Source organism: Tellurirhabdus bombi, assembly GCF_021484805.1.
GTDB classification, from domain to species: domain Bacteria; phylum Bacteroidota; class Bacteroidia; order Cytophagales; family Spirosomataceae; genus Tellurirhabdus; species Tellurirhabdus bombi.
In genome coordinates this window covers 524,378-539,469 of record NZ_CP090557.1, presented here as the reverse complement: position 1 = coordinate 539,469, position 15,092 = coordinate 524,378, and the positions used below count along the sequence as shown (strand labels likewise).

The 15,092-nt window shown below is 46.6% G+C and carries 14 protein-coding genes; 7 read left to right on the top strand and 7 right to left on the bottom strand.

All coding sequences use genetic code 11. From position 1 onward, the window contains the following. The first annotated feature begins 149 nt into the window (after window positions 1–149). The 3 genes from L0Y31_RS02475 (at window position 150) to L0Y31_RS02465 (ending at window position 2,470) form a co-directional block, all read left to right on the top strand. On the top strand, window positions 150–1,439 hold the full coding sequence (locus L0Y31_RS02475; protein WP_234735546.1) for a TolC family protein: 1,290 nt from the start codon (window positions 150–152) through the stop codon (window positions 1,437–1,439). A gap of 111 nt (window positions 1,440–1,550) precedes the next feature. Further along, complete coding sequence (locus tag L0Y31_RS02470; RefSeq protein ID WP_234735544.1) at window positions 1,551–1,778, top strand: DUF2188 domain-containing protein; 228 nt, start codon at window positions 1,551–1,553, stop codon at window positions 1,776–1,778. Continuing rightward, window positions 1,775–2,470 (top strand): DUF421 domain-containing protein, encoded by a 696-nt coding sequence (locus L0Y31_RS02465; protein WP_234735543.1) that lies wholly within the window; start codon window positions 1,775–1,777, stop codon window positions 2,468–2,470. The genes L0Y31_RS02470 and L0Y31_RS02465 overlap by 4 nt, the downstream gene beginning before the upstream one ends. Window positions 2,471–2,472: 2 nt before the next feature. Here L0Y31_RS02465 and L0Y31_RS02460 read toward each other — a convergent pair whose 3' ends face one another. The 7 genes from L0Y31_RS02460 to L0Y31_RS02430 form a co-directional block, all read right to left on the bottom strand. After that, window positions 2,473–3,576: a DNA topoisomerase IB gene (locus L0Y31_RS02460; protein WP_234735541.1), complete on the bottom strand. Its 1,104-nt coding sequence runs from the start codon at window positions 3,574–3,576 to the stop codon at window positions 2,473–2,475. Between the two features lie 206 nt (window positions 3,577–3,782). Further along, entirely contained in the window at window positions 3,783–5,408 is a 1,626-nt protein-coding gene (locus tag L0Y31_RS02455) for a SulP family inorganic anion transporter (RefSeq protein WP_234735540.1), read from the bottom strand. 29 nt (window positions 5,409–5,437) lie between these two features. After that, window positions 5,438–5,743, bottom strand: coding sequence for a hypothetical protein (locus tag L0Y31_RS02450; RefSeq protein ID WP_234735539.1), 306 nt, complete (start codon window positions 5,741–5,743; stop codon window positions 5,438–5,440). Window positions 5,744–5,895: 152 nt separating this feature from the next. Continuing rightward, window positions 5,896–7,128 carry a sensor histidine kinase gene (locus tag L0Y31_RS02445; RefSeq protein WP_234735538.1) on the bottom strand — a complete coding sequence of 411 codons (1,233 nt, stop codon included), beginning with the start codon at window positions 7,126–7,128 and terminating at the stop codon, window positions 5,896–5,898. A gap of 147 nt (window positions 7,129–7,275) precedes the next feature. Next, window positions 7,276–7,959, bottom strand: coding sequence for a response regulator transcription factor (locus tag L0Y31_RS02440; protein WP_234735536.1), 684 nt, complete (start codon window positions 7,957–7,959; stop codon window positions 7,276–7,278). 19 nt (window positions 7,960–7,978) lie between these two features. Further along, complete coding sequence (locus L0Y31_RS02435) at window positions 7,979–9,532, bottom strand: hypothetical protein (protein WP_234735535.1); 1,554 nt, start codon at window positions 9,530–9,532, stop codon at window positions 7,979–7,981. A gap of 205 nt (window positions 9,533–9,737) precedes the next feature. Continuing rightward, window positions 9,738–10,073 carry a hypothetical protein gene (locus L0Y31_RS02430; protein ID WP_234735533.1) on the bottom strand — a complete coding sequence of 112 codons (336 nt, stop codon included), beginning with the start codon at window positions 10,071–10,073 and terminating at the stop codon, window positions 9,738–9,740. A 239-nt stretch (window positions 10,074–10,312) separates the two neighbouring features. Here L0Y31_RS02430 and L0Y31_RS02425 point away from each other — a divergent pair, with 239 nt between their 5' ends. The 4 genes from L0Y31_RS02425 to L0Y31_RS02410 all read left to right on the top strand — a co-directional run bounded on the left by L0Y31_RS02425 (window position 10,313) and on the right by L0Y31_RS02410 (window position 15,068). Continuing rightward, a complete protein-coding gene (locus L0Y31_RS02425; RefSeq protein ID WP_234735531.1) occupies window positions 10,313–11,488 on the top strand; it encodes a sensor histidine kinase in 1,176 nt (391 codons plus the stop codon). After that, on the top strand, window positions 11,488–12,219 hold the full coding sequence (locus L0Y31_RS02420) for a LytR/AlgR family response regulator transcription factor (protein WP_234735530.1): 732 nt from the start codon (window positions 11,488–11,490) through the stop codon (window positions 12,217–12,219). The genes L0Y31_RS02425 and L0Y31_RS02420 overlap by 1 nt, the downstream gene beginning before the upstream one ends. A 72-nt stretch (window positions 12,220–12,291) precedes the next feature. Then, complete coding sequence (locus L0Y31_RS02415) at window positions 12,292–12,738, top strand: PepSY-like domain-containing protein (RefSeq protein WP_234735528.1); 447 nt, start codon at window positions 12,292–12,294, stop codon at window positions 12,736–12,738. Window positions 12,739–12,851: 113 nt separating this feature from the next. Further along, complete coding sequence (locus L0Y31_RS02410) at window positions 12,852–15,068, top strand: S9 family peptidase (RefSeq protein ID WP_234735527.1); 2,217 nt, start codon at window positions 12,852–12,854, stop codon at window positions 15,066–15,068. The last annotated feature ends 24 nt before the right edge of the window (window positions 15,069–15,092 follow it).

Here is a 15,092-nt window from a genome sequence, read left to right as displayed (position 1 = left end):
GATGGATTAGAATGTTAGAATATATTCTAATTTTGATGGGTTAAACGTAACGCCTACTCAGAATGCGCTCTTTAGTTAGTATACTTTTCATTTGTTCTTTCTTAACAGCCCACTCTCAAATTATAAAATCGCCTGCGCAACGTGCTAAATTGGAGGACCGTATCGTACAGGTAGGTGATCCAATCAACTTGCAGGAGGCTATCTCGCTGGCATTGGAGCGAAACTATCAGATTCGCATTGCTAAATCGCAGGAACAGATTAGCCGAAATGACTTTCGGTTTGCTTTTGGCGCTTTTCTGCCTTCGATCAATGGGACATTCAACAACAACAACTCCGTTCAAAACCTGCGACAGGATTTTTTGGACAACATTCGGCCTCGGCAGGAGATTTACGGTGCGCTTAACCGGAGTTCAACCGTTGGCCTGTCGCTTAACTGGAACCTCTTCAATGGCTTTGGTGTCTTTTACAGCTACGACCGCCTATCGGAATTAGTCAAAATCAGCGAGCTAAATACGCGGGCAAACATCGAATTGACAGTAGCCGACGTAGCAACTGCTTACTATGATGTTATTCGCCAATTGCAGCAGCTTCTTTCGTTGCGCCAGGCACTTGATATTTCGCGGGAACGCCTGGACCTGGCCCGTGGCAATTACGAAGTAGGAGCGCGATCGAGAGTGGATTTTCTGACGGCGCAGGTGGATTACAACACCGATAGTTCGGCTATGGTATCGCAGGAGCAGAACGTGCGAAATGCTAAAGTTTTTCTGAATACCTTGCTGGTGCGCGATCCGGCTACGGAGTTTGTCGTGCAGGATACGATTATTGTACGGACAGATCTAGCCATCGATCGTTTACGCGAAGCAGCAAACACCAATAATCCGCAGTTGGTAACGGCCACCTTAAACCGGCGTGTAGCCGATCTAAATACCCAATTGACGAGAGCCGCTCAATTGCCCGTGGTCAATCTGGTGTCTGGTTATAACTTTACGGCTATTGACAATCAGGGTGGTTTTGGGGTTCGCCGGGGCCGAAATGATATTTTTACGTACGGTATTCAGGCTTCTATTCCCATTTTTACAGGATTCAACCAGCGGCGACTAATCAATAATGCCAAAACAAATGCTCTTATTACGGAATACCAGCAAGGCCAGCAACAAATCCTGATTGCGCAGGCGCTGGAACAAACCTATTCACAGTACCGCAATAGCCTGACGCTGGTAAATCTTGAGAACGAAAATTACAAAATAGCCAACGAAAACGTAGACATTGCCTTTGAGCGTTACCGCGTCGGAAACTCAACCTCGGTTGAATTCAGGGACGTACAACGAAATGCCGTGGCAGCGGAAACGCGGCTAATTAATGCAGAATACAACACTAAAATCTCAGAAATTGAACTGCTGCGGCTAAGTAGCCTAATTTTGCAGGAAGTGGGAAAATAGCAGAATAAGCATGAATAAATGATTGAGTAGGAGTAACTTTTCGGCCTGAATCTAGTTTAAATTTAGGTAGCAAAGTGCACCGCTTCCCCTCCTTACTCATCCATCAAACTCATGCCCTGGACAAAAGAAAATTATCCACCGTCGTTGAAAAACTTCATGGCGCCGGTGCGGAATAAAGCCATCGAAATTGCCAATGCCCTCTTGGCGGAAGGCCACGAAGATGCCCGCGCAATTTCAATTGCCACGGCTCGCGCCCAAGAATGGGCTCAAAATCGAAATAAAAAAATCCGAAAGGACAGCGCACCTGAAGTGCAGGCCGCAAATAACAGCAACTCATGAAAGAGCCTGTTGTTGCGTTTGATTGGCAGCGTATCTTCCTCCATGATTTTCCGGGCCTCTACCTGCTCGAGGTAGCCTTACGAACGTTTATTATGTTCCTGGTTATCTTGCTGGCACTTCGGGTTTCCGGGAAACGGGAAGTTAAACAATTATCCGTTTATGAACTGGTACTGGTGATTGGCTTAGGCTCAGCCGCCGGTGACCCCATGTTTTACGACGATGTTCCCCTGTTGGTAGTTATTGTTGTTTTCGTGGTTATGATGAGTTGTTATAAGCTCGCCACCCGAATCAGCGATAAAAACAAAAAAATTCGGGTGGCACTGGAAGGTAAGCCAGTCTACGTAATCGAAAATGGATGCATTGACAAGCAAAACTTTGACGAAGAAGATCTTGGCCTGGACGAATTGTTCGCTGAATTAAGGCTGTCGGGCGTTGAGCAACTTGGTCAGGTACGCGTGGCCATTCTAGAGCCACATGGCGAACTCAGTGTGTTCCTACAGGAAGATAAAGATGTAAAACCGGGCTTACCGATTCTGCCTAAATTGCTCAATCAGACGTTTGAAGACATCCAGGAGGCGGGCCTGTATGCCTGTCGTAACTGTGGCAATGTAACAAAGCTGGAACCCCAGCCTCATGCTTGCTGCAAAAGATGCGACCACAACTGTTGGGTAAAAGCGCAGGGTCAGTCGTAGAGCTAAGCCGCTTGTTGCAAGGCCCGGCTACCCGTTTTCCGGGCTACCTGCTTAAGCTGGTCTTTCAGGAACGTAAGCAGTAGCTTTTCTGTAGAATCAAGGCCGTACTTGCTGGTCTGACGAAACCGGTTTTTTCGCTGGAAATATGGATTCAAATCCTGGCACTCATAGGCTTCTAAAACTTGCGGGTGTACATAATACTTACGGCAGACGGTTTTTGTATTTCCCAGTTTATGGGCCACTTCTTCCAGCACCGTGTTGACGTTTTTCTTGAGTTCTTTTTCGGTTTCGCAAGGTTCCAGTTCTGCCAGCATTCTTAAAGCATTGACGGTGCCCGCCCAGGTACGAAAATCTTTAGCAGTAAAATCATCACCTGCCGTTTCCCGCAGGTAGTCATTTACCATACCCGAGTCGATGCTCCGGTTCTCGCCGTTTTCATCATAATACTGAAACAGCTCTTTGCCAGGAATGTCGCGACACGCTTTGACGAGTTTCGCTAGCCGGCGGTCTTTAACTGTAATGTCGTGGAAAACGCCTTTTTTGCCCTTAAAGCGGAATTTAACTTTACCCGTATCTACATTTACATGCTTGTCTTTCAAGGTGGTAAGCCCATATGACCCGTATTCCTTCTCGTAGGAAGCGTTACCAATCCGAATCAACGTCTGCTCCATCACAGACAGCGCAATGGCGATAACTTTTTCTTTTGTCAGTTCGCGTTGCTTTAGGTCTTTTTCCAGCCGAGCGCGTAGAAGCGGAAGGTGTTCGCCGAAAGCAATCATGCGAAAAAATTTGGTTTCGGTTCGAATGGCGTTCCAGTTCGTGTGGTACCGATACTGCTTACGTCCCTTGGTATCGATTCCGGTAGCCTGAAGGTGTCCATTGGGTTTTGCGCAAATCCAGACGCGCTCCCAGGCTGGCGGAAGCACCATTTTATGAATACGGCTTAATGTATCTTCATCCTTAACCTCCGTGCCTTTGGCATCTTTGTAAATAAATCGGTCACCCTTGCGATGACGCGTAATGCCAGGCATGGTATCCTGAACGTAAAGCAAACGTACGGCCTTTGCGGTTTGGGCGGGGTTATGGGCAAGCTCAAGTAAATTCATGGTATTCGGTAAATTTATCCAATAAACCAATTGTTTCGGGATAAGTTAGAATCCCTTAGTGAATGTTTACGAGGTACATGCTTTGTTGACTTAAGTGCCTGATTATCTTCCCAAAGCCTTTTAAGGCAGATTTTAAACAAAAAAAGAAGAGACTCGCCAGTAGCAAGTCTCTTCCTGAGACACCGCATCATAAAAGAACTCTTATATTAACTTACTGCTTTAAGCTGTGCTTCAACGGGGGATGGTGCTGGACCAGATGGCTCAACTTGCGTTTTGTGCTCTTCTGGCCCTCTAAGGAAAATCAAACGGATGTTTCGCAGCCGGGCCGTTTCTTCAAAGTTGAGAATGGTTTGGACCACATCACTGTCGATATAGGAAGAGTTTGTTCCGTCAATTTCGAGGATGCAGTTATCAGGAACATCTTTCAGCAGCTTGACAATACTCGCCTTACTCAAGAACGAGACATAATCGCCAAGGCTGATTCGGATGCGCTTGATGCCTTGATCAACGTAGGTATGCGTTTGGTGACCGTTGAGGTAATTTTCCCGCAAGATGAAGAAAAGGCCAACTACCATCCCAATGGCAATTCCGGTTAGCAAATCCGTTAGCAAAATGGCAACAATCGTAGCAACAAATGGAAGAAACTTAATAAAGCCTTCACTGTAAAGCTGCTTAAAAATGCTTATTCGGGTGAGTTTATACCCCGTAATCAATAGAATTGAGGCCAGGGAAGCCCAGGGAATCATGTTCAGAACAACCGGAAGAGTGATTACACAGACCAGCAAAAGTGTGCCATGAATCAAGGCGGCCAGCTTCGTGCGTGCCCCGGCATTGATACTAACTGAACTCCGCACGATAACCGAGGTCAAGGGAATACCACCAATCAGGCCGCTAACAATATTGCCAACTCCCTGCGCTTTCAACTCCGCGTTTGACGGTGTTTTACGCTTGTAGGGGTCCAATTGATCCGTTGCTTCAACCGCTAATAAAGCTTCAAGGCTGGCTACCAGCGCAATTGAAACGGCAGCCGTGTAAACTTGCGGGTTATTCCACTGCGAAAAGTCGGGAAAGGTAAACAGATCAAGGAAAGCGGCTGCGCTGTCGGGAACAGGTAACTGAACCAAGTGCCCACCTTGTAGCGCTAGGGCAGGGTTAATCAGATTTACGGCGCTATTAATCAAAATGCCTAGAATAACGACAATAAGAGCTGCCGGAATATTTTTCAGGAAGGCGTGCTGGCGGAAAAAAGGCCGCTCCCACAGGAGTAAAATGGCTAAAGACGCAACAGAAATAATGATGGCTACCGCATTAAGCTGACCGAGCGCCATTTTGAATTGTTCGATGATGTTAAAGCCGCCCGGCTGAAAAAGCGAAAAGCCTTCTGCTGAGTCAGCATCATAGCCAACCAAGTGCGGAATTTGCTTGATAATCAGAATAACACCAATCCCGGCTAACATTCCCTTTATAACCGATGAAGGGAAAAAGTTGCTGACAATCCCGGCTCGTGCATAACCCAGCCCAATCTGAATTATACCTGCCAGACAGGTTGCCAGCAAAAAGGTAGGAAATGAACCAAGCGTTTCGATGGCTCCCAGAACCACGACAATGAGGCCTGCTTCCGGGCCAGATATACTTAATGCAGAACGGCTAAAGATACCAACGACCAGACCGCCTACGATTCCGGCGATGATGCCGGCAAAAAGAGGGGCGCCCGAAGCCAGGGCGATGCCCAGGCACAAAGGAACGGCCACAAGAAATGAAACAACACCGCCTCGGATATCGCCTTCTACGTTGCTAAAATCAATAAGTCGATTCGATTTCGGTGTATTCATCACTGGTGTAGGGGATGCTGTTGGGTGGATTACTTTTTGGCAATTATTGCCGCGCGGTCATCCAAATCGTCTACTTGATTTGACAAGGCGCTCTGCTCTTGTTTCGATCTTATTTCAAATAGTTCTTTCTCTAGCTGGCTTTTTACAACTTGCAGAGAATCAACTTCTTTAACCTTGGCGTTGTATTGAGAGCGGTAGGTGCGTCCTTCTATATTTTTTTCACGATAGTCAAGGTAAAGATCCAGGGCAATTGTAGCGAAAAGAAGTCCCCAAACGATACCCCAATTAAGAAGGAGCTTTTTGTTTCTTTTGAGATTACTATTTTCAGGTACCATCGTTTTTCTCTTTTAGAATTAATGGGATGCAGGAATGAGATGATACAAAACTACTGCAAATATAAAGACGCTCAATTAGGAAAATGTTAGAGCTTAATGAGAAAACGATTACAATGCTATTAGAATTTGATGGCAATATGATTAGAAAACGATTAGAGATTTTTTGGGAATTTAATAAAGAAAGATGTTCCTTTATTAATTTGAGAAGAAACGGAGATTTGGCCGTGGTGAAGCTGAATAATCCGGTACGTTAAGGGAAGGCCAATTCCATAGCCGTGGATTCGTTTTGCGTTTTCGGCGCGGAAAAAAGGTTCGTAAATATGCTTAATGTCAGACTCTAAAATGCCAATTCCTTCGTCTTTAATTTGCACGGTAACCCACTGGTCATTGGCACCTAAAATCACTTCGACCTGCCCTTTATCGGAGAATTTACATCCATTCTCCATTAAGTTTAAAAAAGCCGAATTTAAAAGCGATTTATTGCCCTGTACCGTCAAAGAAGGTTGGAGCGCTATGGTATTTCCTTCAAACGAAAAAATGACGTGATAATTCGGCTGTTTGGTAGTCAGCATCTGCGCGGCCTGGTAAATTGCCTCATCCAGGGCAATTTCCTGAAAGTTCATTGGAGCATCGTCGAGGCTTACCTGGGCAAGTTCAAGCAGGTTATTGGATAGTTTGTTGAGGCGTTTAATGACTTCCAAAACGGACTTCCATTTGGCTTCGTGTTCTTCTACCGTGCGCCTTTTGATAAGCGTCACTTCGATCTGACCAGTGATTATGGTTAGCGGAGTACGAAGCTCGTGAGAAGCGTTAGCCACAAAGTTGCGCTGGACTTCGAAAGCGCTTTGTACGCGGTCAAGCATCAGATTGAACGTCTGGGCCAACTGGGCTATTTCGTCCTCATCGTTTCCGGCTGTAACACGCTGGGCCAGGTTGGAGGCCGTAATCTGATCAACTTGCCGAATAACCGCGGAAATGGGTTTTAGCGACCGACCCGCGTAAATCCAGCCTGATAGCCCAACCAGCGTCAAACTAAAAATAAGCCCAAAACCAAGAATCGTCCGAAGGTGTTCCATCTCGGCTAAACCATATTCATCATAGGCAGAGGCAATGACCGCAAATTCCTGATTTTGAAATGGATATACCAAACCAACAATCTCCTGACCTGCGTAACGAACAAAGAATTCTTTCTTGGTACGGACCCGATTTAAAAGGTTAAGTTCTTCTACAATCTTGTTGGGGGTATCAACACTGGCATAGATAATCTTGTTGTTAGGATTATAAATAATGATATGCTCTTTTGGCAGGGCGGTTAGGTTGTTGCGTTCAATTAATTGAATAATTTTGGGGCTAACCTCATCTTCTTCAATTAATAAACGCGCCATTGTTTTAGCCTTATCGCTCAATCGATTGTAAAAATCTTTTTGGCGATAATATTCGGAAATAAAATAAATGACAAACGTAAATATAAGCAGGTTCGCTGCTACAATTAAAAGAAATGTAACCGAAAGCCGGGCCCGAATTTTCATTTATTAATCGTCAGATTCTTGCATAATATAACCGATTCCGCTGATGGTGTGAATGAGCTTTGGAGTGAAATCTTTATCGATTTTTTTTCGTAAATAATTCACATAAACATCAACGACATTTGTACCTGTATCAAAATTAACATCCCAAACTTTTTCGGTAATTTCACTTCGAGTTAGCGCTTTATTTTGATTTTTCATAAAGAATTCAAGAAGCGCTAACTCGCGAGCTGTCAAGGCTATTTTCTGCGATCCTCTTTTAACCGTTTTGCTCTGTTGATTTAATTCTAAATCAGCTATTTTAAGGACAATGGCTTCGGTATGATTGTTTCCTTTTCGGCGATTCAACGCCCGCAGACGAGCCATCAATTCACGAAATTCAAAAGGCTTCACCAGGTAATCATCTGCACCTGCATCCAGGCCCGTAATTTTACTTTCGGTACTTCCCAAAGCGGTAAGCATTAGAATAGACAAATCCTCGTAGCGCTCCCGGATAATCTTACACAACTCAAAACCATTGATCAGCGGTAGGTTTACATCCAGGATAACGGTTGTGTATTCATTGTTGGCTAGCATGCGCTGGGCAATCAGGCCATCGCCCGCCGTATCTGCCTCTAAACCATAGTCTTCCAAGCCACTTTTGATAAACGAGGCTACTTCCTGCTCATCTTCTATAATCAAAATCCGCATAGAAATAAATTATTTAGCATTATAAATCGCGCAGGATTTCCGCTAACGACTGGTATAATTTCGGCGCTGTATCCGGCCCAACGGAGTTGATTTCGCCATAGGGCTTTTGCTTTGACCCGTAAAGATACGGTTCCTTTTCGTCCCACTCACTTTTCGGGATAATGTATCCGAGTTCATCATTGGCCAATCCTAGCACAAACTTGTATTTCCCTCTCATCAGGCTACGAAGCGGAGGGGTTTCCAGCGGCCTGCTTCTAAAGTCAGCACCTGGCGGCGACTCTACGCCCCCGTTGGCGATTTCCGGGTAAAGTTCGCCGGGAACGCACAGAAAACTGGCTTCACCAAGCTGAAAGGCGGCAATTTCGGTGCGCAACATGCCCCAACTGCTGTAGCCCATGTCCAGAATTCCCGCTGCTACGCCCAATTGAAAAAGCCGGTTAATTAGGGGCAACTCAAGCGTGCGTGCTCGTAACTGAATCCCTGATTCTGTAACAATGGTAATGTCATTTTGTAAGGCTTTGTATACCAACATGGCTATCTTTTTGCCTTCGGCGGCGGCCTTATCGAAAGAAGGCTCCTGATACATTTGGGCAGTTACGGGGTCTTTGACGGCTACTTTAGGCGAGGTAGTCATCAGGCCGCCAACACAGCCAGAGGCGTAAACAACAGTTCCGCCCAAGCCCGGCTGGACGGTAGCTGTCGTGTCTTGGATTCCTTTTTCAAGGTATTCACGAACATAATGTGGAAAGTCAGACGTGAGTTGTAAATTCTTGTCCCAGAGCGTTTCGGGATGGTTTCCCCACACAACAAGCGTTCCGAGCGTCGTGTCTTTATCGGCGGCCAACGCCTGCATGATGTAGATTCCTGCGTCCTTTACCAGCGGTTTTCGCGTGTCGAGGATAAGCGAGTCGGCACCCGTTGAATCCTGAGCGAATCGGAGGCGGGCGGGTTGCAAATTCTTAACGGCCAGCATGATAGCCTTAGTAGATTGGTCTTCTACAAATTGCTCATATGCTTTATTAACGCCAGACTCGTACCGTTTTTCACCCCATAAACCGAGTAGGTCGGGAGCCTCATGATTATGCGTACTGCACACAATAGCATAGTTGACTTTGGCGCGGGCGGGTAGTTTTTTGCGAACATTAATGACGTTTTTATGGCTGAAACCCAGCAAATCAAGGGCGACAATAGCCAACCGAGTCTGCCCATCGTCAATCACTATTGCGCGTGCCCAGAGGTCATCGTGTATGCCGTTAGCCGCCCGGCGATTGCGGAAGCCCGCCATCCAATAGGCATCGAACCGGCCGTTGCCATTTCCATCCTGATAAGTGTCGCCTAGTTCTGGTTCGTAGGCGGCATTTCCGTTTTTATCCCTCCAATGATCAGCGAGGATAGGGGTAATTTTCAGCGCTGAAAAGCCAACTTGCAAAGGCTTAGCCTGTAGTGGAGCATCGATTGTTAAGTCCAGCGCATAACCAGGGTGGCGATCACGGCTGTTGTGATAAGCATAACCAACTAAAAGAAAGAGAATTCCGCCGACAACACTCAGAAAGCCAATGAATAACTTACGCACGATAAACGATTTTACAAATTCCCAACAGGACCTTAGCCGGAAAGCAAAAGCTGTAATCGCCCTAAAATAAAGAACTTGGTTTAAATTCGGCTAAATTTCTATTCTTTGTCTTCCCTAGACAAAAAAATACCCGGCCTCTCGGAATGAACCGAATAGACCGGGGCATGGCTGGGCGTACTAACCAAACTACGACAACCAAATTTCATTAACGAATCCGAACGGCTACCCAATTCTGATCCGATGCAAGCTGCTGCGTGGTGCTATATTGGCGGAGGGCCTGCTCCAGGACGGTGTTGAAATGAGCCAGGGTCTTGGACCGGCGTAAGTTGATGCGGGTAGTTTTTAAGTTTTCCCGGTAAATGAGCGTATGCGTCTGGTTATAGAAATAGGCCGTAGTTTTCCGTTCGGCGCCGGGGACCGTCTCGACTACCCAATACCCATCTTTAGAAGGCTGGGGAGTGGGCTTACGTTGGGCGAAACTAGGTAGTGTTATTAATAGAAAAAGAACTACTGTGTAGAGGCTGTTTACGCGTGTTTTCATCGTGCTTGTTGTTTACTGTGAATGATGAATCAAAAGTAATAGCTCCTGAATGGCTTCGCTGCGTATTTCGTCCAGTGCATTGGCTTGATAGGCAGAGAAGAGCGAATGAGCGATTAATGCAATTCGGCGATAGAAAAAACCATTCAGCGATAAAACAGTGCCGTTTGTCTACTATCTATCTGGTGAAGAGGCGTTTCTGGGGCTGTTTGTCTATATTCGGCCAGTAATCGGACGTTCGTATGCAACTATTTGACAACAATTTTATCTTTTCAAACCGGCCTCGTTACCGGCTGGCGCGGCACGGTCTGTTCTGGTTGGTCGTCTGGCTAAGCTTTACGTTGTTGTATGGTGTCTTTCCGATTGGCAATCTGTTGCAGCAGGGTCACGATAAGGTAACCGCTTTTCTAAAAGGGTTTATATTTTCGGGTGTAGATGCGTTGATTTTTATGCCTGCACACATGACCCTGGCGTACGGAATTATCTATGTGTTATTCCCCCGCTATTTGCAGCAGGGCCAGTATTTGAAAATATTTTTGGGTATTCTCTTATTTTCGTTTGCCAGTGCGTCTGTGTCATCTTTACTTTCTGCGTTTGTTGTTACGCCCGTACACCAGTGGCTGGGTGGAGATGGCAGCACGAGGCCAAGCCGGTTTACGTATTTATTGATGGCGGGATTTCGCGGAGCTACTACTGTTGCGGGATTTGCGGCAGCGATCAAGCTCATGAAAGTGTGGTTTTTAAAACAGCAGGCTTACCGCCAGATCGAGAAGGAAAAATTTCAGGCGGAGTTGCAATTATTGAAATCCCAGATTCACCCGCATTTTCTGTTTAATACGCTTAATAATCTTTACTCGCTAACGTTGCATCGGTCGGATCATTCGCCTTCGGTGGTGTTAAAATTAGCGGAGCTTCTGCGCTACATGCTCTATGAAGCCAACGCGGCGGAGGTGCCGCTGGAAAAAGAAATTGCTTTTTTGCGTAATTACATCGGTCTTGAGCAACTTCGGTATGGCTCGCGCCTGGATATGTCGGTGACAATAAAGGGCGATACGCAGCAAAAGTTGATTGCGCCGCTTTTGCTCATACCGCTTCTAGAAAATGCCTTTAAACACGGCACCAGTGAGCAGCTGGAACAAGCCTGGATGCACCTGGATCTGGTAGTTCAGGAGCAGGTAATGAAATTTAAGCTGATTAATAGCCGGGAGGCAGATGAACGCAAACTAAAGCAGGAAGGGGGTATCGGTCTGCAAAACGTGCGAAAGCGTCTGGAACTGCTTTATCCCGGCCGCTACGAACTCAAAGTTGTCCCCGAAGAAGAAACCTTTATGGTTTATCTGACGCTGGAGTTAGCCGAAGAAAGCACCCGGCCTGACCATAGGAGCTTTATAACAACGCCCTTAATTGAAACCGTGTGATGAAACTACGTTGTCTACTGGTCGATGACGAACCGCCCGCTCTGGAAGTCTTGAAATCGTATATCGACATGATCGATGGTCTGGAAGTGGTCGGAACCTGCCCTAATGCAGTGCAGGCCTTCGGCGTTTTGCAGGAAAAAGCCGTGGATCTGCTGTTTCTGGACATCAAAATGCCTCGTTTGCTTGGAACCGATTTCTTACGCAGCCTAAGTCATCCGCCCAAAGTTATTTTCACCACCGCTTACCGCGAATACGCGCTCGATGGCTTCGACCTTGACGCGGTTGACTATCTTCTGAAACCCATTCCGTTTGAGCGATTTTTAAAGGCAGTCTCAAAAGTAATGCGGGTGGATAACCGGCTCAGTGAGCCCACAATTTCGCTGCCAGAACCCAAAACCTCTGCCCCTGAGCAAAGCGCTTTCCTTTATTTTCGGGTGGATCGGAAAATGGTGAAAGTGTTTACCCGCGACATTCTGTACATCGAAAGCCTGAAAGATTACGTCAAAATCATAACGACCGTGGCGCGGCCTCTGGTTGTGAAGCAAACCATCAGTTCGCTCGAAGAGATGTTGCCGGAGAGCGCTTTCCTGCGCATTCACCGCTCTTATATGGTGGCCATCGAAAAAATTCAGGCATATACTCCTAATCACGTTGATATTGGCGGTCAGGAACTGCCGATTGGAAGGCTATATCAAAAGGAAGTTGGTCGTGCCTTGAAGATGGAAGTGTAAAAAAACAATTGGCCGTAGGGGTAAGTTGTGATTCGTGGGTCATAGACTCACAAGAATCATAAAAATACTCCCATGAAAAAGACATTCGCTATCCTTTCTGCCTTTACTTTCCTGGCTATGTCGTCCTGTGACAGCGATAAGGTAGTTCCTGAAAGTTCATTGCCACAAGGAGCCGTTACTTTTATAAGCACACATTTTCCACAGGAGAAAATTTTACAAGTATCTAAAGAGCGAGATGGGCTTAAGAATAGCTTTGATGTGATTCTCAGCAACGGGTTCGATCTGGATTTCACCGACGCGGGCGAGTGTACGCAGGTAGACGGCAAGAACACGGCGATTCCAGATGCGGTGGTTACACCCGCGAAAATCCTGACGTATACAAAGGCAAATTTTGCGCAGCAATCGATCTTTAGCTGGGAAAAAGACCGCGACGGCAATGCAGAATACGAAATTGAATTATCAAATGGACTAGACCTGAAATTCGACAAGAACGGCGATTTTCTACGAATTGATAACTAATATAGACGTATCCGGACGGTTTTTGACTGGATTTAGCGTTGCGAGGGAAGGAATGAGCGGGAAGAATTTTTTCGTTAAATTTGAAAAATAATTTCTCTCAGTTCATCGCAGACATGCTTAAATCCCATTTTACCGTCCGGGTTCTGCTTTTTTTAGTTGTTAGCATTCCCGCGTTTTCCCAACAGAAACAACGCTATCAGAATTTACAGGAGGCGCTGTTTGCCAGCAACCAACTGGCAGGTTCCAACGGCCCCCGCAGCGTCAACTGGATCGAGGGAGGAACGAAGTTTTCTTACCTTTCCGGACAAAATGTAATCAAAACGTTTTCGCCCAAAGACCAACGCGAAGAAACGGTTTTTGATGGTAGCCAGTTAAAATTTCCCGGCACTGAAAAATCCTTTGAGTACCAGTCTTTTCAATGGACAAAGGACTCAAAAAATATTGTCTTCCAAACCAACTTCCGACCTGTCTGGCGGCGGTCAGGTGTTTCCGATTACTACGTTTATTCGGTCGCTAATAAAAGCCTGAAACAGGTTGCCAAAGATGCGCAGACCGCGGAGGTTTCGCCGGATGGCTCAAAAGTAGGCTACGAGCGGGGAGGAAATCTGTACGTGTTCGACTTCGGTACGCAGCAGGAAACCCAACTGACTAACGATGCAGTACCCTTTTTTTACAACGGTCGTTTTGGCTGGGCGTATGAGGAAGAATTTGGACTTGCCCAGGCTTGGGACTGGTCGCCGGATAGCAAGTTCATTGCGTTTTGGCAGTCTGATGAGCGGCAGGTTCCGCTGTACCGCCTGACGGATTACAAAGGATTTGACGAAAAATTCGATTCTTTGCCGTATCCCCGTGTTGGCGATCGCAATCCGACTGTGCGCATCGGTGTGGTTGAAATTGCGAACCGCAGCAAACAATGGATGAAAGTCGATCTGGGAGATGGGTATATCCCCCGTATTTACTGGACAGCGCAGGAAGGCCAGCTTGCCCTAGTTCATCTGAATCGCAAGCAAAACCACCTGAAGCTGTTTTTGGCTGACGCCCGGACAGGAAGTGCCAAACAGATCATGGAAGAAAAGTCGGATACCTGGGTTGATATTTTCGATTTCTTCGCTGGTATCATGCATTACTTCTATTTCCCAACCGAAACAAAAGAGTTTTTCTGGGTATCGGAGCGGGATGGCTACGCGCACGTTTACCGCTACGATTATACCGGAAAGCTCCTCAATCAAGTAACCAAAGGTGGCTGGGAAGTGACGTATGTCCACAGTGTGGATGCTAAAGCCAAGAAAATTTATTACATCTCGACGGAGCAATCGCCGCTTGAGCGACAACTGTATGTGGTTGATTTTGATGGGAAAAACAAGCGGAAGCTTACCCAGACAGCGGGGCGGCATACGGTTAATTTTTCGCCAAATGGCCAGTATTTCATTGATCGGTATTCCAACATAACAACGCCTACGCAGGTAGAACTTTGGGATACCAAAGGCAAAAAAATCAAGACGCTGGAAGACAATGCCCGTGTGCGCGAATACCTGAATACGCATGCCTACGCGCCAAAGGAACTAATGAACTTCACCACGTCGGATGGGCAGAAAATTGACATTTCTGTCATCAAACCGCTCGATTTTGACCAAAACAAGAAATATCCGGTTGTGATAGACATCTACGGCGGGCCAGGGGCTCAGTCGGTCTACAACGATTTCGGTGGCGGTGGCTGGCACCAGTGGCTGGCGCAGCAAGGCTACGTGATTGTTAGCGTAAACAACCGGGGCGGCGGTGCCTACGGACGCGCTTTCGAGAAGGTTACGTACGAAAAATTAGGCCAGTACGAAAGCTTGGATTTTGTTGAAACGGCCAAATACCTGGCTACGTTGCCTTGGGCCGATGGCAACCGAATGGCTATTCGTGGGCATAGCTACGGCGGTTACATGAGCAGCTACACCATGCTGGCGCATCCGGGTATCTTTAAGGTCGCTCTGGTGGGTGCTCCCGTTACCGACTGGCGTTTGTATGACAGTATTTATACCGAGCGTTACATGGGATTAATGCCGGAAAATGAAGCGAAATACCAGAAAAGCGCTTCGTCAACCTACGCTAAAAACCTGCAAGGCAAGATGTTTATTGCGCATTCGACAATGGATGAAAACGTCCACATTCGGAATACCATGCAGTTGGTTAACGCCCTGATTGATGCCGGAAAAGACCATGATTTACGCATTTATCCGCCGGGTGCGCACGGGGTTGCCTACAATGGTCCCAGTTACCTGCTGCTGCACCAGCAATACACAGATTACCTGGATAAGCATTTAAAGAGTAGCACAGTCAATTAACAAAAAGGACAGCAGAGATGCTGT